We start from the raw sequence: 19451 nt of genomic DNA on the forward strand, positions 1-19451 counted from the left end.
CCCACTTTCAGTTTTTCCCCCGAGAGGATCGGTTCCGACAAGGCCTCTTGTGACGCCCGGGTGGCGGATCCTGATCCGCTCCCGTCTCGATCCTCCCTGCCGGTCGCGACGCAGGCAGGGGCCTGCGAGCGGGTCTCCCATCCCGTCTGCCCGCGGAGCGCAGCCATAAAAAAAGCCCGCAGGATGCGGGCTTTTGCAGAGCAGACAAGCAGGGGGATCACTGCGCCTTGGGGGCCTCGTCGGCAGGCGCGGCATCGGCCTCGCTGGCAGGGGCCACCGGCGCCGGACCCGGCACCAGATCCACCGCCGGCTTGGCGATGAGGGAGCGGGTCTCTTCCACCGCCTCGGTCAGCTTCACCTCGATGATCTGGCCGAGCTCGTAGACCACCTCGGTCTTGTCCAGATAGACGCGACCGTTGTCCCAGTTGCACTCCAGCCGATCCTTGTTGTCCAGGATATGGCGGGCGGGCATGAAGACCACGGCGCCGTTCTCCTGCAGGCGCAGCTTGAGGCCGGCGCGCATCACGTCGATGATCTCGGCGTTGAACACCTTGTCGGTGCCCGCATCGGCCTTGAGGTAGCGCACATAGAGCCAGTCGCCGATGTCGCGCTCCACCATGCGGTGCAGGCGGCGGCAGGCGGTCAGGTGCTCGGTCAGCTCCAGGCTGGGGCGCTCACCCGGGGTCTTGCCGGCGATGACCGCCTTGAGCAGGCGATGGTTGACCATGTCGCCGTATTTGCGGATGGGGGAGGTCCAAGTGGCATAGGCATCCAGCCCCAGGCCGTAGTGGGCACCCGGTTCGGCGGACATCAGGGCATAGCTCTGGAAGCGGCGGATCTTGCCGTCCAGCCAGCGGGTGTCCAGGTTGTCGATCCAGCGGCGCAGGGCGCAGAAGCCGGAGAGGCTGGCGATCTCTTCCTTCTCGAACGGGGCCTCGGCGGTCTTGAGCAGCTCGATGGCGCCGTCCAGGGACTCCTCGTCAAAGCCGGTGTGGACGTTGAAGATGCCGTAGCCGACCTCTTTGCCCAGCACGCGGCCGGCACAGATGTTGGCGGCGATCATCGACTCTTCCACCATGCGGTTGGCGATGCGGCGCGGCTCGACGTGAATGGCCAGCACTTCGCCGTCTTCACCCAGCTCGAAGTCGTAGTCGGGACGATCCGGGAATACCAGGGCGTGCTCGGTACGCCACTTGATGCGCGCTTCGGTCATCGCCTTCATCAGCGGCAGCTGGGCCAGCACACCGGCGTCGATGGCCAGCTCTTTGCCATGCTCAGCCCAGTCGGAGACGTCGTCATAGCTGAGACGGGCATGGGAGACGATGCGGGCGGCGAAGAACTCGGTCTCCTCCAGCAGCAGGCCGTCCTCGGCGATGAGCAGACGGGCGCACAGGGTGTTGCGCTCCTCGCCCTCTTTCAGGGAGCAGAGCTCGTCGGAGAGGGTGCGCGGGATCATGGGTACGTTGCGCCCCGGCATGTAGACGGTGAAGGCGCGCTGGGCGGCTTCCTTGTCCAGCTCGCTCCCCTCGGCCACATAGGCGGTCGGGTCGGCGATGGCCACCAGCAGCTCCCAGCCGTTCTCCAGCTTGGTGATGGCCAGGGCATCGTCCATGTCCTTGGTCTTGGCACCGTCGATGGTGAAGAAGGGAACCTGGGTCAGATCCCGGCGGGGCAGCTCTTCCTCTTCGATCACCTTCCACTCCGGCAGGTCCGCCGGCTCAATCTGGGCCAGGTTGTGGCGTGCCAGCACCACCCACCAGGGCACGTTGTGATCTTCCTGGGTGGCGATGAGCTGGGTGATCTCGGCGGAGAAGTTGCCGTCCACCAGGGCATGGCGCTTGAGGGTCGCGACCACCCAGTCCCCTTCCTTGAAGGATTTCTCGTCCAGACCCTTCTTGGCGCGGGCCTTGATGGCGTCCTTGATGAGGGGGTGGTCGGGCACCACGTTGAGGCGGTCGCGGAACATCTTGACGCGGCCGACGAAGCGGGTGACGGCCTGCTCCAGCAGGGCATCCGGCTCGGCCACCTCTTTCTCTTTTTCAGTGCGGATCAGGGCGCTCACCCGGTCACCGTGCATCACCTTCTTCATGTAGGGAGGCGGCACGAAATAGCTGGTCTTCTCATCGACCTCCAGGAAGCCGAAGCCCCGATCGGAGGCGCGGATCACACCCTCTTTCTTGGGGATGTTTTCGCGGATTTGTTGCTTGAGCTGGGCCAGCAGCGGATTGTCTTGGAACATAAATGGGGAACCTGAGTGGAGACCTGATGGTTAATCGCCCAGCACTATACGTTTTTACCCCCCCAAAGCCAAGGTGAATGGCCCCCTCAACGGGGTTGCAGTGCCCGTCGCCCCTGCTGGATCAGGCGCTGGGATATCTGCTTGTGCAGCCCCCGCTCCAGCACCCAGCGGTGCCAGTAGAGCTGCTCGACCAGGTGGTGATCCGGGTTGAGATCGAGCAGGCGCCCCTCTTCCAGTTGCTGGCGGATCTGCAATTCCGGGATGAGGCAGCAGGCCAGCCCCTGCTCCGCCATGGCGACGAAGGCCTCGGAGGATCGCACCGTGTGGCAGGGGTAGCCACCGGGGGGGAGGGCGAAATGACGGGCCATGTAGCTGATGTGCATGTCGTCGCGCTGATCGAAGGCCACCGCCGGCGCCTTGGCCAGGGCCGCCGCCGTGAGGCCGTTCGGGAAGTGGCGGGCGACGAAGGCGGGGCTGGCGGTGAGCAGATAGCGCATCTCGCCGAGTTCGTCGACGCAGCAGCCCGCCAGCGGCTGGGGTTGCAGGCTGACGGCGCCGAACGCCTGCCCCTCGCGCACCCGGTCCAGGGTGCGGCTCTCGTCATCCACCAGCAGGTTCAGCTCGATGGGGTATTGCTCCAGCAGTGGCGCCAGGGCGGGCAGGAACCAGGTGGCCAGGCTGTCGGCATTGACGGCGATGCTGACCCGGATGGGGGCCCTGGGCTCGTCGGGGGAGAGCTCGCCGGCCAGCTCCAGCTCCAGCTGGCGCACCTGGCGATAGTGGGCCAGCAGCTTCTGGCCGAGCCCCGTGGCCTGCAGCGGCTGGCTGCGGATGATGAGCGGCTCCGCAAACTGCTGCTCCAGCTGCTTGATGCGCTGGGAGATGGCGGACTGGGTGATGTGCAGGCGCTGGGCGGCACGCTCGAAGTTTTGCTCCCGGATCACCGCGTCCAGGGCCAGCAGCAGCTTGTAGTCCAGCGTCTTCATCAGCATTCCTTATGAAAAAAGGGAGTTCAGCAAGAATGCTACTCAAGGGCGCGCCAGAGGACAACCTGACCGCCCCCATGGAGGGGGCCCGTGCCCGGGGCCGCCCCTGTGAGATGTGACAGTAGCCCTGACATGAGATTCATAAGATACTCACCCGGTCCGTTTTTGCATGGGGTGGAAACGGACCATAGCGAGCGTCTTGAATCCCGGGCCGGTCCCGGGACTTTTTTTGCTCAGATGACTGCGAGCAGAGCATCCCCCGCCGGCCGGTAATGGCCCTGCAGGGGGCGATGGACGGCGCGGTCGAAACGCTCGTCCAGGTGGAAGCGGATACCGACCCCGCGCACGGCCCCCAGATCCACCGCCTGGCGATGGCCGAGGCGTTCGATGGGCAGGCCGAGGCGACGGAAGATGCGCTCCACCGGCAGGCTGACCACGGCCACCAGCTCGCGGATCCCCTGCTCCCTGGCGAAGGCCAGCACCTCGCGGAAGATGACGCAGGTGAGTTCGCTGATGCCGTTTTCCAGGCGAGGGGCCCGGTCGGCGTCGATGGCGAGGCGGGTCAGCTCCCACACGTCGTTGCCGCGCGGCGGGGCTTCGCCAGCGAGGGCGGTGGGGAAGATGCTGGGCAGCATGTAATCCTGGGCGCAGCTGAGCAGGCGGATGCATCCGCACAGCCCCTGCTTGTCTTCAATCAGCACCCAGTGGGTGTCGGGCTTGTCGAAGTTGTCCCGCTCCAGGCCACGGCGGGATTCCACGTCCCAACCGAGTCGATCGGAGAAGACGCGGTTGCGAAATCGGTAGAGCTCGTTTTCGACCTCCCATCTGGGGTGTTCTTTCAATTTTCCTTTGAAAACAAGCATTCATGTCTCTCCATTTCATGGTTAGGCGCTATAATCCAAGGCCTTGGCCAGGGGAGGCTTGCCTATGACACGCGACCAACTGCTTGAGTACCTGGAACATTTCACGCTGGTGACCGATGGCAACCGGTTGTCCGAGCTCATCGGCCGCTTCACCCTGGGAATGGGCTACGACTACTACCGCTTTGCCCTCATCCTGCCCATGTCGATGCAAAGGCCCAAGGTGGTGCTGTTCAACCAGTGCCCCGACTCCTGGGTACAGGCCTACACCCTGAACAACATGCTGGCCTGCGATCCCATCATCCAGCTCGCCCGCAGGCAGACCCTGCCCATCTACTGGAACCGGCTGGACGAGAAGGCGCGCTTCCTGCAAGAGGGGAGCATGGATGTGATGGGGCTGGCGGCGGAATTCGGGTTGCGCAACGGCATCTCGTTCCCGCTGCACGGGGCGGCGGGGGAGAACGGCATACTCTCTTTCATCACCCGGGAGCGGGCGTCGAGCGATCTGATGCTGGAGTCCTCGCCCATCCTCTCCTGGATGTCCAACTACATCTTCGAGGCGGCGATCCGGATCGTGCGCCAGAGCATGAGGGAGGACGATCCCCAGGAACCCCTGACGGAGCGGGAGACCGAGTGCCTGTTCTGGGCCAGCGAAGGGAAGACATCGGGGGAGATCGCCTGCATCCTCGGCATCACGGAGCGCACCGTGAACTACCACCTCAATCAGGTCACCCGCAAGACGGGATCGATGAACCGCTACCAGGCCATCGCCAAGGGGGTGAGCAGCGGCATCCTGCTGCCGAACCTGGAGCAGGTGGTGGTCACCAACTTCCCCTCCCTGCTGCAGTGAATACAGGCCCGGCGGCACCGGCTCGTCGCCTGGCATCCCCTCTGTCGCCATCACCGCTGTCCTGCGCCGTCCCATCCTGCCGCCGATTCTCGGGGCGGGGCTGTGACCCCACAATTGTCAGATCCTGCAATTGACAACCTTCTTTGTGTGGTTTCGGCCCGGTTTTCATCAGTTTTATGAATGCATCAGAAAATGAATGAATTTCTCTGATTACCCGCGCCCCCTTATAGTGCGTTTCTCTCTTTCACAGGAACGCATCTCCATGTTCGCCACCACCCTGCAAGGCTTTACCCTCGGCCTTGCCATGATCATCCCCATCGGGGCCCAGAATGCCTTCGTGCTGAGCCGGGGCATTCACCGCAACCACCACCTGCTGACGGCGACCCTCTGCTGCCTGTGCGATCTCGTGCTGATCGGCATCGGGGTGTTCGGCGGGGCCAACCTGCTGGCAGCCAGCCCGATCGGCCTGGCCCTGCTGACCTGGGGCGGCGTGCTCTTCCTCGGTTGGTTCGGGGTGCGCTCCCTGCGCAGCGCCTGGCGCGGCCAGGAGGCGGCCCTGGCGGACTCGCCCCGGTTGATGGGGGTCAAGAGCGTGCTGGCCATGACCCTCGGAGTCACTCTGCTCAATCCCCACGTCTACTTGGATACCCTGATGTTGCTTGGCTCCTTCGGCAGCCAGTTTGCCGAGGAGCTCAGACCCGCCTTCGCGGCGGGGGCCATGCTGGCTTCTCTGGTCTGGTTCTACGGACTGGCGTTCGGGGCGGCGGCACTCTCCCCCTGGCTTGCCCGGGGCCGGGTGCAGCAAGCCATTGATCTTGTTGTAGGTCTCATCATGCTGGTGCTGGCGGCCAAGCTGGCGTTGGGTGCCATACCGGCCTCATGAGGCTATTTTTGTGCCGGGCTTCATAAAAATGAGTCCCGGTGCCATCTGCTGACATATTCGTCTGTTAAATTCCCGGCGCTGGTAAAGCGTTACTCATAATAAAAGGGAAAAAACAGTGAATAACACCATGAAGCTGGGGGCTATTGCCGCCATCGTGCTGCTGTCTGCCTGCAGCAACGAGAATGACAGCAAGGCGCAGCCGGGGACCGTCTCCCTGCGCCTGATCCAGACCTCCGACATCCACTCCAACGTGCTGGGGTACGACTACTACCAGAACAAGGAGGATCGCAAGTTCGGCCTCTCCCGCACCGCCCTGCTGATCCGCGCCGCCCGCGCCGAGAACCCCAACAACCTGCTGCTCGACAACGGTGACCTCATTCAGGGCACGCCGCTGGCGGACTACATCTTCGAGCAGTCCGGTGCCGGCTACCTCGAGAAGCAGGCGCACCCGGTGTTCAAGGCGATGAACGAGCTGGGCTACGATGCGGGCAACCTGGGCAACCACGAGTTCAACTACGGCCTGGACTACCTTGGCAAGGTGCTGGCGGGAGCCGACTTCCCCTATGTGAACGCCAACGTGTTCGAGGCGGGGGCCTTCAAGCGCGATGCCAAGGGACAGATTGACTGGAGCGGCAACAAGTTCACCCCCTATCTGCTGCTGGAGCGCGAGGTGACCGATGACAAGGGCCAGCGCCAGCGCGTCAAGGTGGGCATCCTGGGTCTGACCCCGCCCCAGGTGCTGCAGTGGGACAAGCGTCATCTGGAGGGCAAGGTGGTGGTGGCCGACATGGTCGAGACCGCCAATCACTATGTGCCCGAGCTGCGCGCCAAGGGCGCCGACATCGTGGTGGTGGTGGCCCACACCGGCATCAATGCCAGCAGCTACGAGGCCATGATGGAGAACTCCGCCTGGCATCTGGCCAAGGTGAAGGGGGTGGACGCCCTGATGCTGGGCCACGCCCACAAGAACTTCCCCGGGGACTTCCCGGATCTGCCGGAGGTGGACAACCAGGCCGGTACCCTGAGCGGCATCCCCACCGTGATGCCCGGTTACTGGGGCAACCACCTCGGCATCATCGACCTCAAGCTGGAGCAGGTGGACGGCAAGTGGCAGGTGAAGCAGAGCCAGGCCAGCCTGCGCAAGATAGACGCCAGCGAGGGCAGTGCGGTGGATCAGCGGGTGGTGGACCTGGTGCAGGCGGATCACGACGCCACCAACCAGTGGCTGGACGAGCCGCTCGGCAAGATCACCTCCCCCATCCACAGCTTCTTCGCCCTGGTACAGGACGACCCCTCGGTGCAGCTGGTGAGCGATGCCCAGCGCCGCCACGCGGAGCAGTTGCAACAAGACGGCCTGCTCAAGGAGTCCTACCCCATCCTCTCGGTGGCGGCCCCCTTCCGTGGTGGTCGCAACGGCATCAACGACTTCACCTACGTGGCTCAGGGTGACATCTCCCTGCGCAACGTCTCCGACCTTTACATCTATCCGAACACCCTGCAGGTGGTCGAGGTGAGCGGGGCCACCGTCAAGGAGTGGCTGGAGATGAGCGCCGGCCAGTTCAACCAGATCGACACCGGCAAGACAGAGGTGCAGTGGCTGGTGAACGAGAGCTTCCCCACCTACAACTTCGATGTGATTGACGGGGTCAACTACGAGGTGGACATCACCCAGCCGGCCCGCTACAGCAAGGACGGGGTCAAGGTGAGCGACGGCCAGCGCATCAGCGGCCTCACCTTCAACGGCCAGCCCGTGGACCCGGCCCAGAAGTTCTACGTGGTGACCAACAACTACCGCGCCAGCGGCGGTGGCCACTTCCCGGGCATCGACGGCAGCAACATCGTCCATGAAGATCCCTTCGAGACGCGGGAGATCATCGCCCAGTACCTGAAGGCCCAGTCTGCGGACAACCCGGCCGGCTTCAGCCCGGCGGCCAACAACAACTGGCACATGAAGGCCCTGCCCGCCAACGTGGACGTGCGCCTCTACTCCTCGCCGACCGACGAGGCCAAGGCCCTGGCGGGGGCGGATCTGTCGTACCAGTCCACCCTGCCGATGGATGACGCCAAGCACCCCGGCTACGCCATCTACCGCCTGATCCGCCAGTAAGGCAGACGCTGGCAGCCAACAAAAAAGCCCTCGCAGTGCGAGGGCTTTTTCATGGGGCGCGGTGCCATCCTGTCCTGTCGTCTGGACTTGCCCGGTCGACGGGGCGGGAGGGCATCAGTAGTAGCCGGGATCGTCCGGATTGGGGCGGGTCTTGAAGCGGCGGTGCAGCCACATGTACTGCTCTGGCGCCTTGCGCACGGCGGCTTCAATCTCGCGGTTGGCGCGGCTGGCATCCGCCATGTCGTCACCGCTCGGGTAGTCCGCGAGCGGGGCCCCGATATGCAGGGTGTAGCCCTCCCGGGTGCGGATGTTGTAGCAGGGCAGGGTGACTGTGTTCTTCACCCGGGCCAGGGTGGCGGTCCCCGTGATGGTAGCGGCCTGCTCCACCGCGAAGTAGGGCACGAAGACGCTGGCATGGCTGCCGTAGTCGTGATCCGGTGCATACCAGAGGGCGTCGCCGTTGCGCAGCGCCTTGATCATCCCCTTCACGTCCATCCGGTCCACCAGGTATTTGTTGGAGGCGCAGCGACCGTGGTACTGGGCGTACTCCAGCACCGGATTGGTGTTGGGGCGATAGACACCGACCCCGGGGCGCACCAGGCCGAAGCAGCGGGCATTGAGCTCCAGCGTCAGGAAGTGGCAGGAGAGCAGCAGCATCCCCTGGCCCTTCTCCATGGCGTTGATGACGTGCTCTTCCCCTTCCACCTTCATCAGGCGGCGCATCCGCCAGTCTGGCCAGAACCAGGCCATGCCCACCTCGAAGATGGCGCAGCCCACGCTCTCGAAGTTCTGCACCAGGAGGGCTTCGCGCTCATCCCGGCTGAGCTCGGGCATCGCCAGCTCCAGGTTGCGGCGGGCAATCTTGACGCGGGATTTCAGCAGCTTGCGGGCCAGGGTGCCGAGCTGGCGGCCCAGCCACATCTGGCTGCGCCAGGGCAGCAACACCAGCAGCCAGAGCAGGGAGAGGCCCAGCCAGCTCCCCCAGTAACGGGGATGGAACAGACGGGGTTCGAGGCGGGGAGCGTGTTCTTGGGCCATGAAGAGTCTCTTGTTCGCAAAGGCAAAGGGGGGAGTCCGACCGAACCGGGGGGCCTGTGTGGGGTGGCCCGGCGCGGATGCGGTCACTCGCATGTCGAGGATTCTATCCGAAAAGCGGGGGCGGGCGCGAATCGCCGTCATCTGGTCAGAGGGGGCGTCAGGGGGCAGGGCCGTGCTTTTTTCACGCCCCGGAAAAGAGTGTGATAAAATCGGCCGCTGAATTTTTCAGGTTTTGAGAGCCGATACAGATGAAAATCACCCTGCCCGAGTTTGAAAAAGCCCGCATCCTGGTCGTTGGCGATGTCATGTTGGATCGCTACTGGCATGGCCCTACCGGCCGGATCTCCCCTGAGGCGCCGGTCCCCGTGGTCAAGGTCGAGCACATCGAGGAGCGTCCGGGCGGCGCCGCCAACGTAGCGCTCAACTCCGCCGCCCTCGGCGCCCAGGCCGTGCTGCTGGGCCTGACCGGTCAGGATGAAGCCGCCGATGCCCTCGCCAGCCAGATGGCCGGGGTCAAGGTGGCCTGTGATTTCGTGCGCCTGACCGACTATCCGACCATCACCAAGCTGCGGGTGCTGTCCCGCAACCAGCAGCTGCTGCGTCTGGACTTTGAAGAGGCCTTCCACGACGTGGATGCCAGCCTGCTGATGGGCAAGGTGGAGCAGGCGCTGCCCCAGGCGGACGTGATGATCCTCTCCGACTACGGCAAGGGCGCCCTCAACGATGTGCCCGGCATGATCCGGCGTGCCCGCGCCGCCGGCATTCCCGTGCTGGTCGACCCCAAGGGGACCGATTTCGAGAAGTACCGTGGTGCCACCCTGCTGACCCCCAACATGTCCGAGTTCGAGGCCGTGGTGGGCAAGGTGAAGGGGGAAGAAGATCTGGTCGCCAGGGGGCTGGAGCTGGTCAAGCGCTTCGAGCTGGACGCCCTGCTGGTCACCCGTTCCGAGAACGGCATGACCCTGATCCGCGAAGGGCAGCCCGAGCTGCACCTGCCGGCCCAGGCCCACGAGGTCTATGACGTCACCGGTGCCGGTGACACCGTCATCTCCACCCTGGCGACTTCCCTTGCCGCAGGCAAGAGTCTGGATGAGGCCTGCGCCCTGGCCAACACCGCCGCCGGCATCGTGGTCGGCAAGCTGGGGACCTCCACCGTGAGCCCGGTGGAACTGGCCAACGCCCTCTACACCGAGCAGGAGACCGGTTTTGGCGTCATGTCCGAGGCCCAGCTCAAGGTGGCCGTCCAGGCCGCCCGTCTGCGCGGCGAGAAGGTGGTGATGACCAACGGCTGCTTCGACATTCTGCACGCGGGTCATGTCTCCTATCTGGCCAATGCGGGCAAGCTGGGGGACCGCCTGATCGTGGCGGTGAACACCGACGAGTCCGTGCGTCGCCTCAAGGGGCCGGGTCGCCCGGTCAACCCGACCGAGCGCCGTATGACTGTGCTGGCGGCCCTGGGTGCCGTGGACTGGGTGGTCCCCTTCAGCGAAGACACTCCCCAGCGTCTGATCGCCGAGATCCTGCCAGACCTCCTGGTCAAGGGGGGCGACTACAAGCCCGAAGAGATCGCCGGTTACGCCGAGGTGACCGCCAATGGCGGCGAGGTGCGGGTGCTGAACTTCGAGGACGGCTGCTCCACCACCGACATCATCAAGACAATCCGCGAGCGCGGATAAGCGTAAAACCCGGCCAAGGCCGGGTTTTTTGATGGGGCTGCCGGGTCGGTGACATGGACGCTGCCTGGCAGGCCCCGGCCAACGCACTTCCAGCGGCGAACAGAGATGAAAAAGGCGACCCCGGGGTCGCCTTTTCTCATGGTGTGCGCCTGGCTCAGGACTTCTTGGTGACCTGGGCGGCGGGCATCAGACCCTGGTTCACCTCTTCCAGATCCTTCTGCTCCAGGATGCCGGCGGCCTGCTTGAGGGAGAGGATGCTGAGGATGTAGTTGTAGCGGGCTTCGGAGAGCTTCTGCTTGGCCTGATACAGCTTGCGGGTGGAGTCCAGCACGTCGACTATGGTGCGGGTGCCCACCTCGTAACCGGCCTCGGTCGCCTTCAGGGCGCTGTCGGCGGAGATGACGGACTGGCTGTAGGCGCGGACCGAGCCGATGCTGGCGTTCACGTTGTTGTAGGAGGAGCGGACCGTGCTCTGCACCGAGCGGAAGCTGCGTTCGAGCTGTTCGCTGGCAGCCACGTAGTTGAACTGTGCTTGCTTGACCTGGGAGGTGGTGGCCCCGCCGGTGTAGATGGGCAGCTTGAAGTTCAGGCCGATGTTGCCCTGATTGCTGTTGCTCTCGGGGTTGCGGATCTCGTCCTTGTAATCGTTGTAACCGGCGTTCAGGCCGGCGCCCAGATCCAGGGTCGGTTCATGACCGGTCTTGGCCAGATCGATCTGCTCCTTGGCGATGTCCTTGCCGATGCGGGCGCTGTGCAGCTCCAGGTTCTTGTCCAGGGCCAGTTCCAGCCACTTGTCGGAGTTGAACGCGGTCTTCTGCGGGCTGAAGCGATCGGTGTTGAGCACGTCCAGTTGACGGTGGTCGATACCGGTCAGCTCGCGCAGGCTCTCGTAGCTGTTGTCCAGGGTGTTCTCGGCATTGATCTCGTCCGCCAGCGCCTGATCGCGCTCGGCCTCGGCCTCGTGCACGTCGGTGATGGCGGTCAGGCCCACTTCGAAGCGCTGCTGGGTCTGTTCAAGCTGACGCTCGACCGCGGTCTTGTTGGCACGCACGAATTCCAGGGTATCCATGGCCTTGAGCACGTCGAAGTAGGCCTGGGCGGTACGCAGCATCAGGTTCTGGTACTCGAGGTTGTAGGCCACGTCGGACTGGGTGGCGCTCTTCTCGGTCAGATCCAGGTTGACCCAGTTGCTGCGACGGTAGATGGATTGATCCAGGGTCACGGAGCCGGTAGCGCCCGTGTTGGTCATGGTGTCGTTCTTGTTTTGCAGGTAGTTCAGGCCGGCGCCCAGGTTGATCTGGGGCAGCAGGGCTGCACGGGATTCGTTGATCTTCTCGAAGGCCTGGTCCCGCTTGGCCTTGGATTCCAGCAGCTGGGTGTCCTTGATCTGGGCCTGTTGGTAAATATCGAGCAGGTTTTCGGCATGAGCGGCGCCGCTCACACCCAGCATCACCATGACTGACAAGAGTGTTCTTTTCATATGATAGTTTTAACCTTTTGTATCAACCCAAAGCTGTCCGCTGGATGAAGGGGGGATTGTCACCGACCAAGCTTGATTTCAGCTTAACCACTCTACTATAAGCAGATTTCATTGCGAACTGTCTCTTTTCCAGCTGCGGAAACGTCAAGGTCCGGGGCGAGTTTTCTCGGCAACGCGCCTAGCCAAATGCCCTGTGGCTGCTAAAATCCTTCCCTCATCGTCGGCGAGAGCGAGTGAATGAATGTTCATTCATGCCCCCGAATATTATGGTCAAACCAAGCCAAGTCAAGCTGGCAGGAGTCTCGAATGTCACAGCAAGCCTTGCCTCAAACCTGCCACTACTCCAGCGATGATGTGAAAATCATTGAAAAATCAGCTGGATATAATGGCTTCTTCAAGGTGAATGTCTACCGCCTGCAACACAGGCTGTTTGCCGGTGGCTGGAACGCCCCCATCGTCCGGGAACTGTTCGAACGTGGCCATGCCGCCGCCCTGCTGCCTTATGATCCGGTGCGGGACGAGATCGTGCTGGTGGAGCAGTTTCGCATCGGCGCCATGGAGACCAGCGCCACCCCCTGGCTGCTGGAGCTGGTGGCCGGCATCATCGATGAAGGGGAGACCGCCGAGGCTGTGGTGCGGCGCGAGGCGGTGGAAGAGGCAGGGATCGAGGTGGGACGCTGCGAACATGCCATCAGCTATCTGGTGAGCCCGGGTGGCAGCACCGAGCGCATCGAGGTGTTCGTGGGCGAGGTGGATGCCAGTCAGGCCAAGGGGATCCACGGTCTGGCGGAAGAGGGGGAAGACATCCGGGTCCACGTGGTGAGCCGCGAGCAGGCCTATGCCTGGCTCAAAGAGGGGCGCATCGACAATGCCGCCTCCGTCATCGCCCTGCAGTGGCTGGCTCTGAACCACGGCGAGCTGCGGGCACGCTGGCTGGCGGGGCGCTGAGGTGACGCTCGTTCAGACCCGGGTCAGGTGCCCTGTGTCCGACTGGAACACTGTGCAGTGGGTCCACCCTTCATGGATCCTGATTGAGGGAGCCGCGACATGTCATTAGTCCAGAGCCCGATGAAGCGCTATGTGCCTGATTTGATGTCCTTGCAGCGTACCTGCGAGGTCAATTACATGGCGCTGATGAAACTGTTGCCGCCCGGTGGCAGCGTGGGTGCTGAGCGCCGCTATCAGGTCGGCAACGGCCTGCAGTTCCAGCTCACGGTGACAGAGGAGAGCCGCTTCACCAGCCAGGTGATCCTGGCCCAGCACAACCCCGAATTGCCGAGCTACTTGCAAGCCCGGATAGAGATTCGTTTGTATCATGATGTGCGAATGGCGGAAGTGTGTGCGGCGCAACAGATTTCAATGTTGCAACCACGTTATGATTATCCCAATCAAAAAATGCATCACAGGGATGAAAAGGAGCAGGTAAATCTATTCTTGGCCGATTGGTTGAGATTTTGTCTCAAACACGGCACCAGCCTGATTAACATCCTCTAGTCGAACCCATAAAAAAGAAGCGTGATTTTGGAAACAGAGCTACCTCAGGCGCCGGACGGCAGTGTGCGCCTGTTACAGATTACCGATACCCATCTCTTCGCCAGTGCCGAGGGGCGGCTGTTGGCCGTGCCCACGGCGCAGAGTCTGGCCGCCGTGCTGGAGCGAGTGCAGGCCAACGAGCACCCGTTCGATCTCATCCTCGCCACCGGGGATCTCTCCCAGGATCACAGCCCGGAGTCGTACCAGCGCTTCGCCTCCATGATGGCGCCCCTGGCTCGCCCCATCTACTGGTTGCCCGGCAACCACGACGACGGCCCCCTGATGACCGAATACCTCCATGCGGCCGGCATCAGCGAGGCCAAGCAACTGGTGGGGGATCACTGGCAGGTGATCCTGCTGGATACCCAGGTGCGCGGCAAACCTCACGGGGTGCTGGGGGATCACCAGCTGGCGGCCCTGGATCAGGCCCTGCGCCAGCATCCCGAGCGCCATGCCCTGATCGCCCTGCACCATCAGGCGGTGCCGGTGGGCTGCGCCTGGCTGGATCAGCACAACCTCAAGAATGCCGACGACCTGTTCGCCGTGCTGGCCCGCCACCCGCAGCAGAAGACCATCCTGTTCGGCCACGTCCATCAGGAGTTTGACGAGGTGCACCACGGAGTGCGGCTCATCGCCAGCCCCTCTACCTGCATCCAGTTCAAGCCGCTCTCCGACGGTTTCGCACTGGACGAATCCGGCCCGGGCTGGCGCTATCTCACCCTGCACCCGGATGGCCGGGTGGCGAGTCAGGTGTGGCGCCTGCCGCTGGGGCAGTTCGTGCCCGACCCCAATGCCACCGGTTACTGAGGCGTTGCCATGAAGCCCGTCCTGCTCTATCTGCACGGTTTCAATTCATCCCCCGGCTCGGCCAAGGCGCAGCAGATGGCGGCCTGGGTGGCAGAGAACAGGCCCGATATCGAGGTGGTGATCCCGGCCCAGCCCAACACCCCGGCGGCGGCCTGGGTGGCCATCGAGCAGACCATTGCCGATCTGCAGAGCCGTTATGGCAACGAATTCAAGCTTGGCACCGTGGGCAGCTCCCTCGGTGGCTTCATGGCCACGCGAGTGAGCGAGATGTACGGTTGCCGCGCCGCCCTCATCAACCCGGCGGTGCGCCCCCACGAGCTGCTCTGCGACTACCTCGGCCCCCAGACCAACCCCTACAGCGGCGAACGCTATGAACTGTTGCCTGGGCACATGGACGAGCTGAGAGCGCTGGCGGTGCCGGTGACTGCTCCCGAGCGGCTCTGGGTGCTGCAACAGCAGGAGGACGAGGTGCTCGACTATCGCAAGGCGCTGGACGAATACCGCTTTGCCCGTCTCTCCCTGGAGTGCGGCGGCGATCACGCCTTCACAGGCTTCGAGCGCTACCCCGCCCAGATCGTCCGTTTCCTCGGGCTCTAGCCATGCAACCGCCGTTGGCCGCCTTCCTCGAACAGGTGCTGGCCACGGCCCAGGCGGGGCTCACCTACTCCCGGGATCCCTTCGACATCGCCCGCTTCGAGGCGCTGCGAGCGGCCACGGTGACGCTCATCGCCAGCCAGAGCGAGCTGGCTCCCGATGCCATCGGCGACTGGATTGCCCTCGACAGCGGCTATCCCACCCCCAAGCTCGATGTGCGGGCCTTCATTCAGAACGACGCGGGCCATATCCTGCTGGTGCAGGAGCGCAGTGACGGTTGCTGGACCCTGCCGGGGGGCTGGTGCGACATCGGCGATTCGCCTGCGGACGCCGTGGTGCGGGAAGTGAGCGAGGAGACCGGCCTCGCCTGTCGGGCGGTGCAACTGCTGGCCCTGTTCGACAAGCTCAAGCATCCCCATCCCCCGCAGTTGCCCCACGCCCACAAGGCCTTCTTCCTGTGCGAGGTGACGGGCGGCGCTCTGCTTACCGACACCGATGAAACCAAAGGGGCGGGGTACTTCCCCATCGACGCCTTGCCCGAACTCTCCCGCCACCGGGTGGTGGCGTCCCAGTTGCGCACCCTCCATGACCATCTGTCGCAGGGGCGGGGGGATACCCTGTTCGATTAACCGGTTCGCAGCCTGACACTGCGGCAAGGAGGCAGCATGATCACACGCATCGGCAATACCCCCATCCAGAAGAAACACAAGGCGAGCTGCCACTGCGGCGCCGTGGTGCTGGAGCTGACCCTGCCGGATGGCGTGGTGGATCCGCGCCGCTGCGACTGCTCCTTCTGTCGGCGGCGAGGGGCCATCGTCGCCTCGGTGCCGCTCTCCGGCATCCGCATCCTGCAAGGGGAGGCGGCGCTTCGCTGCTACCAGTTCAACACCCGCACCGCGAAACACTACTTTTGCAGCGTCTGCGGCATCTACACCCATCACCAGCGCCGATCCAATCCGGCGGAATATGGCTACAACCTCGCCTGTCTGGAGGGTGTCAACCCGTTCGATCTGGGAGAGGTGCCGACCCGCGACGGGGTGCATCACCCGGCAGATACCGTAGCCGATTGAACGCGAGGTGAGTGCCCGACGGGTGGCGGGGAGGACGGGCGAGGCGTTGCCGCGTCACTCCCGTGACGACATCTCAGGGGGTCATCTGCTTGTGTAGCCTCCGCCATGGCTGTGTTAACCTTGCCCTGTCCGTCTCCCGGCGGACCCCGGCCTCTCTCTTCATTCCATCTCTGCCAACAGGGGGCACACCCGTGACGACTGCTTCAGCGCTGCCGGATCTGATCCTCGGGGCCTCGCTCTACTTTCCGCCCCTGTTCAAGGCCGTGCTGCTCGGCCTGCTGGGCTGGCTGCCGCTGCACCATCTGCTGCGGGACTGGCTCTACGGCGGCGAGGTCTGGCACCCCCTGCTGATGGATCTCTCCCTCTTCATCCTCGCCGTCAGCGGCGCCCTATGGATATTGCTACATGGCTAAATCACCCCTTGCGACCCTCAAATACTTCTCCACCCTGCTGGTCTTTGCCCTGGCGCTGGTGTCGCTCTGGTGGCTGTGGAACGACTACATGCAGGGCCCCTGGACCCGGGATGGCAAGGTGCGGGCCGAGCTGGTCAGCATCACGCCCCAGGTGTCTGGCAAGATCGTCAGGATAGGGGTCAAGGACAACCAGCTGGTGAAGGCGGGGGACCTGCTCTTTACTCTGGATCCCGAGCCCTATCGCATCGCGCTGGACAACGCCAGCGCGGCCCTGGCCAAGGCCAGGTCGGATCTCGACAAGGCGGAGCACGAGGCGAACCGTCGCCAGAGCCTCTCCCGCACCGTCATCTCCGCCGAGGCGGTGGATGAGTCCAGGCTCAATGCCCAGGCGATGAAGGCGGCCTATGAGGTGGCCCAAGCCAATCTGGAGCAGGCCAGATGGTCCCTTGCCCGGACCGAGGTCCACGCCGCGAGCGACGGCTACATCACCAATCTGCAGGCCAGGGTCGGCAACTACGCCACTGCCGGGGTGCCCCTGGTGGCCCTGATAGACACCCACTCCTTCTATGTGCAGGGCTATTTCGAAGAGACCAAGCTCAGACACATCGCCCCCGGCAAACCGGCCGAGGTGGTGCTCTACAGCGGGGATCGGGTACTCAGGGGGGAGGTGGAAAGCATAGGGCGCGCCATTCACGATCAGAGCCTGGAAGGCAGCGAGGGGCTGCTGCTCGACGTCAAGCCGAATGTGCCCTGGGTGCGCCTGGCCCAGCGGGTGCCGGTGCGGATCAGGCTGCTGGCGATTCCCCCGGATCTGGTCTTGATCGCGGGCACGACCTGTACCATCACCATAGGGGACTAGAGTGATCCCCTCGCTCTGGCGCCAGACCCCCTGGGGCAAGGCCAACGGCGGCCAGTGGCGCTACGCCCTGCGCAATGCCCTGGCCATGTGCCTGTCGCTCTGGCTGGCGTTCGTGCTGCAACTCGACTCTCCCTACTGGGCCATGACCTCCGCCGCCGTGGTGAGCTTTCCCACCGTGGGGGGCGTCATCAGCAAGAGCCTGGGGCGAGTGGTGGGCAGCCTCATCGGCGCCATGGCGGCGGTGATGATCACCGGCCTTGGCATCGGTGATCCCTGGCTCTTCAGCCTGCTTATCGCCCTCTGGCTGGGGGGTTGCACCTACATCTCCAACCACCATCAGAACAACGTCTCCTACGGTTTCGCCCTGGCGGGCTATACCGCCGCCATCATCGCCTTCTCCTGCGTCAACCTGACCGACCCGCAACATATCTTCGACATCGCCCAGGCCAGGGTGAGCGAGGTGATCGTCGGCATCCTCTGCGGCGGACTGATGATGATGATCCTGCCGAGTTTCTCCGATGGCGAGACCCTGCTGGACTCCCTTGGCAAGAGCCAGACCCGGCTGCTGGAACATGCCCAGCTGCTCTGGCTCGGGGAGACGGGCGCCGATGTGCGCACCGCCCACGAGGGGGTGATCGGTCAGATCCTCACCCTGAACGTGCTGCGCATCCAGGCAGTCTGGAGCCACCACCGCCTGCGTCGCCACAACCAGTTGCTGAACTATCTGCTCCATCGCCAGCTGAGGATGGTCAGCCTCATCTCGGGGCTGCGCCGCATGCTGCAACACTGGCCAGAGGACGCAGTCGACCCGGCCCCCATGCTGGCCGCCGTGCTGCGGGAGCTGGGACAGGGGGGCTGCGACAAGCTGCGCATCGCCCGCCTGATGGCGCCCTTCGTGGCCTGTTCGGGGGACGATTATCGCTGTCAGGCCTTCTGGCTGCGGCTGCGCCACTTCTGCTGGAGCTACCTGGAGTGTCAGCGCTGGCTGGAAAGGCTGGCCCGCCACGATGGTCAGGAGTGGCCGGCGCCGCCGCGCCACAGCTCTCTGACCAGCCACACCGACGGCCTGGAGGCGGCCTACAACGGGGGGCGTACCTTCCTCTGCGTGATGCTGGGCTGCACCTTCTGGATCCACGGCCAGTGGGATGCGGGCGCTGCGGCCCTGACCCTGCTCGCCATCTGCTGCGTGCTCTATTCCGCCACCCCGGCCCCGGCGAAGGGGGCCCAGACCATGCTCAAAGCCATCGTGCTGCTCAGCTTTATCTGCTTCGGGGTCAAGTTCGGGCTGATGATCCGCATCGACGACTTCTGGATCTTCTGCGCCCTGCTGTTCCCCGCCCTCATCACCCTGCAACTGCTGAAATTGCAGCGCCCCCAGGGGGCGGCGCTCTGGGGCCAGCTCATCGTGCTGCTCGGCTCCTTCCTCGCCATCACCAATCCGCCGAGCTACGACTACCTCGCCTTCGTCAACAGCAGCCTCGCGCAGGCATTGGGGGTGATGAGTGCCGGACTGGCGTTCCAGCTCCTGAGGCCCAGCTCGGATCGGCGCAAGAGCCGCCGCCTGATGCACCGTCTGCGGCGGGATTTCGTGGACCAGCTGGCCCCGGCCCCGCAGCAGAGCGAGGGGGAGTTTGAATCCCGGGTCTATCACGCGGTGAGCCAGCTCAGCCAGAGTCAGGATCAGGGGGCCCGGCTCTGGGTGCTGCGCTGGGGCGTGGTGCTGCTCAATTGCAGCCATATCGTCTGGCAGCTCAGGCTCTGGCGCAGCCGGGATCCGGCCCTCTATCTGGTGCGGGACGGCTGTCTGCGCTGCCTGAAAGGCATTCTGACCGAAGGGGGCGTGCAGCACGAGACCCTGGGGCGCACCCTGGCGGAGCTGGACCGCATCTGCCAGGGGCTGGGGGAACATGCAGACCCGGCGGCCCGGGCTCTGGCGGGGCTGGTGTGGCGACTCCACTGCTCCCTCTCCCAGCTTGTGCAGGCCCTGCCCGGGGAACCCGCCTGATCCCGGGCGGGGAGGCCGGAGCCCCTCTGGATCACCCTTTGCGAGCGCCCC

The 19451-nt window shown here is 64.2% G+C and carries 18 protein-coding genes; 13 read left to right on the top strand and 5 right to left on the bottom strand.

Features of this window, described 5'->3' with window-relative positions; genetic code table 11:
* Positions 1 to 217: 217 nt before the first annotated feature.
* The 3 genes from AB5Y68_RS19570 to AB5Y68_RS19580 form a co-directional block, all read right to left on the bottom strand.
* Positions 218 to 2239: an exoribonuclease II gene (locus tag AB5Y68_RS19570; protein ID WP_039039762.1), complete on the bottom strand. Its 2022-nt coding sequence runs from the start codon at positions 2237 to 2239 to the stop codon at positions 218 to 220.
* Positions 2240 to 2325: 86 nt separating this feature from the next.
* Complete coding sequence (locus AB5Y68_RS19575; protein WP_010672764.1) at positions 2326 to 3225, bottom strand: LysR family transcriptional regulator ArgP; 900 nt, start codon at positions 3223 to 3225, stop codon at positions 2326 to 2328.
* Between the two features lie 233 nt (positions 3226 to 3458).
* Complete coding sequence (locus AB5Y68_RS19580) at positions 3459 to 4088, bottom strand: acyl-homoserine-lactone synthase (RefSeq protein ID WP_029313613.1); 630 nt, start codon at positions 4086 to 4088, stop codon at positions 3459 to 3461.
* Positions 4089 to 4152: 64 nt separating this feature from the next.
* Here AB5Y68_RS19580 and AB5Y68_RS19585 point away from each other — a divergent pair, with 64 nt between their 5' ends.
* The 3 genes from AB5Y68_RS19585 to AB5Y68_RS19595 all read left to right on the top strand — a co-directional run bounded on the left by AB5Y68_RS19585 (position 4153) and on the right by AB5Y68_RS19595 (position 7925).
* Complete coding sequence (locus tag AB5Y68_RS19585) at positions 4153 to 4935, top strand: LuxR family transcriptional regulator (protein WP_010672766.1); 783 nt, start codon at positions 4153 to 4155, stop codon at positions 4933 to 4935.
* 262 nt (positions 4936 to 5197) lie between these two features.
* Positions 5198 to 5818, top strand: a complete 621-nt coding sequence (gene lysE, locus AB5Y68_RS19590) for an L-lysine exporter (RefSeq protein WP_039039761.1) — start codon at positions 5198 to 5200, stop codon at positions 5816 to 5818.
* Between the two features lie 127 nt (positions 5819 to 5945).
* Positions 5946 to 7925: a bifunctional 2',3'-cyclic-nucleotide 2'-phosphodiesterase/3'-nucleotidase gene (locus AB5Y68_RS19595; protein WP_039039760.1), complete on the top strand. Its 1980-nt coding sequence runs from the start codon at positions 5946 to 5948 to the stop codon at positions 7923 to 7925.
* A gap of 114 nt (positions 7926 to 8039) precedes the next feature.
* Here the strand turns inward: AB5Y68_RS19595 and lpxL are convergent, their stop codons facing one another.
* A complete protein-coding gene (lpxL, locus tag AB5Y68_RS19600) occupies positions 8040 to 8963 on the bottom strand; it encodes an LpxL/LpxP family Kdo(2)-lipid IV(A) lauroyl/palmitoleoyl acyltransferase (RefSeq protein WP_010672769.1) in 924 nt (307 codons plus the stop codon).
* A 248-nt stretch (positions 8964 to 9211) separates the two neighbouring features.
* On the opposite strand from lpxL, the gene hldE reads away from it, so the two are divergent.
* Entirely contained in the window at positions 9212 to 10639 is a 1428-nt protein-coding gene (hldE, locus tag AB5Y68_RS19605) for a bifunctional D-glycero-beta-D-manno-heptose-7-phosphate kinase/D-glycero-beta-D-manno-heptose 1-phosphate adenylyltransferase HldE (RefSeq protein WP_039039759.1), read from the top strand.
* 154 nt (positions 10640 to 10793) lie between these two features.
* Here hldE and tolC read toward each other — a convergent pair whose 3' ends face one another.
* Positions 10794 to 12119 (bottom strand): outer membrane channel protein TolC, encoded by a 1326-nt coding sequence (gene tolC / locus AB5Y68_RS19610; protein WP_029313618.1) that lies wholly within the window; start codon positions 12117 to 12119, stop codon positions 10794 to 10796.
* A gap of 306 nt (positions 12120 to 12425) precedes the next feature.
* Between tolC and nudF the strand changes: the two genes are divergently transcribed.
* From nudF to AB5Y68_RS19655, 9 genes are all read left to right on the top strand, one after another.
* Complete coding sequence (gene nudF / locus AB5Y68_RS19615) at positions 12426 to 13067, top strand: ADP-ribose diphosphatase (RefSeq protein WP_010672772.1); 642 nt, start codon at positions 12426 to 12428, stop codon at positions 13065 to 13067.
* Between the two features lie 99 nt (positions 13068 to 13166).
* Entirely contained in the window at positions 13167 to 13613 is a 447-nt protein-coding gene (locus AB5Y68_RS19620; protein ID WP_039039758.1) for a DUF1249 domain-containing protein, read from the top strand.
* A 27-nt stretch (positions 13614 to 13640) separates the two neighbouring features.
* Positions 13641 to 14459 carry a 3',5'-cyclic-AMP phosphodiesterase gene (cpdA, locus tag AB5Y68_RS19625; protein WP_039039757.1) on the top strand — a complete coding sequence of 273 codons (819 nt, stop codon included), beginning with the start codon at positions 13641 to 13643 and terminating at the stop codon, positions 14457 to 14459.
* 9 nt (positions 14460 to 14468) lie between these two features.
* Positions 14469 to 15056, top strand: a complete 588-nt coding sequence (locus AB5Y68_RS19630) for a YqiA/YcfP family alpha/beta fold hydrolase (protein WP_039039756.1) — start codon at positions 14469 to 14471, stop codon at positions 15054 to 15056.
* Between the two features lie 2 nt (positions 15057 to 15058).
* Positions 15059 to 15682, top strand: a complete 624-nt coding sequence (locus AB5Y68_RS19635; RefSeq protein ID WP_039039755.1) for an NUDIX hydrolase — start codon at positions 15059 to 15061, stop codon at positions 15680 to 15682.
* Positions 15683 to 15718: 36 nt separating this feature from the next.
* Complete coding sequence (locus AB5Y68_RS19640; RefSeq protein ID WP_039039754.1) at positions 15719 to 16123, top strand: GFA family protein; 405 nt, start codon at positions 15719 to 15721, stop codon at positions 16121 to 16123.
* Between the two features lie 170 nt (positions 16124 to 16293).
* Positions 16294 to 16536, top strand: coding sequence for a DUF1656 domain-containing protein (locus AB5Y68_RS19645; RefSeq protein ID WP_039039819.1), 243 nt, complete (start codon positions 16294 to 16296; stop codon positions 16534 to 16536).
* The gene (locus AB5Y68_RS19650) at positions 16529 to 17395 is read left to right on the top strand and encodes an HlyD family secretion protein (protein WP_039039753.1); all 867 of its coding nucleotides are present in this window, start codon (positions 16529 to 16531) and stop codon (positions 17393 to 17395) included. The genes AB5Y68_RS19645 and AB5Y68_RS19650 overlap by 8 nt, the downstream gene beginning before the upstream one ends.
* Before the next feature lies 1 nt (position 17396).
* Positions 17397 to 19400, top strand: a complete 2004-nt coding sequence (locus AB5Y68_RS19655; RefSeq protein WP_039039752.1) for an FUSC family protein — start codon at positions 17397 to 17399, stop codon at positions 19398 to 19400.
* Positions 19401 to 19451: the final 51 nt, after the last annotated feature.

The sequence above is a fragment of the Aeromonas sp. R6-1 genome (assembly GCF_040908165.1).
GTDB classification, from domain to species: Bacteria; Pseudomonadota; Gammaproteobacteria; order Enterobacterales; family Aeromonadaceae; genus Aeromonas; species Aeromonas caviae.

What these genes read in the sequence shown, in the direction of transcription:
- AB5Y68_RS19570 (WP_039039762.1), bottom strand. Translation starts at nt 2,239, where the DNA reads ATGTTCCAAGACAATCCGCTGCTGGCCCAGCTCAAGCAACAAATCCGC.
- AB5Y68_RS19575 (WP_010672764.1), bottom strand. Translation starts at nt 3,225, where the DNA reads ATGAAGACGCTGGACTACAAGCTGCTGCTGGCCCTGGACGCGGTGATC.
- AB5Y68_RS19580 (WP_029313613.1), bottom strand. Translation starts at nt 4,088, where the DNA reads ATGCTTGTTTTCAAAGGAAAATTGAAAGAACACCCCAGATGGGAGGTC.
- AB5Y68_RS19585 (WP_010672766.1), top strand. Translation starts at nt 4,153, where the DNA reads ATGACACGCGACCAACTGCTTGAGTACCTGGAACATTTCACGCTGGTG.
- lysE (WP_039039761.1), top strand. Translation starts at nt 5,198, where the DNA reads ATGTTCGCCACCACCCTGCAAGGCTTTACCCTCGGCCTTGCCATGATC.
- AB5Y68_RS19595 (WP_039039760.1), top strand. Translation starts at nt 5,946, where the DNA reads ATGAAGCTGGGGGCTATTGCCGCCATCGTGCTGCTGTCTGCCTGCAGC.
- lpxL (WP_010672769.1), bottom strand. Translation starts at nt 8,963, where the DNA reads ATGGCCCAAGAACACGCTCCCCGCCTCGAACCCCGTCTGTTCCATCCC.
- hldE (WP_039039759.1), top strand. Translation starts at nt 9,212, where the DNA reads ATGAAAATCACCCTGCCCGAGTTTGAAAAAGCCCGCATCCTGGTCGTT.
- tolC (WP_029313618.1), bottom strand. Translation starts at nt 12,119, where the DNA reads ATGAAAAGAACACTCTTGTCAGTCATGGTGATGCTGGGTGTGAGCGGC.
- nudF (WP_010672772.1), top strand. Translation starts at nt 12,426, where the DNA reads ATGTCACAGCAAGCCTTGCCTCAAACCTGCCACTACTCCAGCGATGAT.
- AB5Y68_RS19620 (WP_039039758.1), top strand. Translation starts at nt 13,167, where the DNA reads ATGTCATTAGTCCAGAGCCCGATGAAGCGCTATGTGCCTGATTTGATG.
- AB5Y68_RS19630 (WP_039039756.1), top strand. Translation starts at nt 14,469, where the DNA reads ATGAAGCCCGTCCTGCTCTATCTGCACGGTTTCAATTCATCCCCCGGC.
- AB5Y68_RS19635 (WP_039039755.1), top strand. Translation starts at nt 15,059, where the DNA reads ATGCAACCGCCGTTGGCCGCCTTCCTCGAACAGGTGCTGGCCACGGCC.
- AB5Y68_RS19640 (WP_039039754.1), top strand. Translation starts at nt 15,719, where the DNA reads ATGATCACACGCATCGGCAATACCCCCATCCAGAAGAAACACAAGGCG.
- AB5Y68_RS19650 (WP_039039753.1), top strand. Translation starts at nt 16,529, where the DNA reads ATGGCTAAATCACCCCTTGCGACCCTCAAATACTTCTCCACCCTGCTG.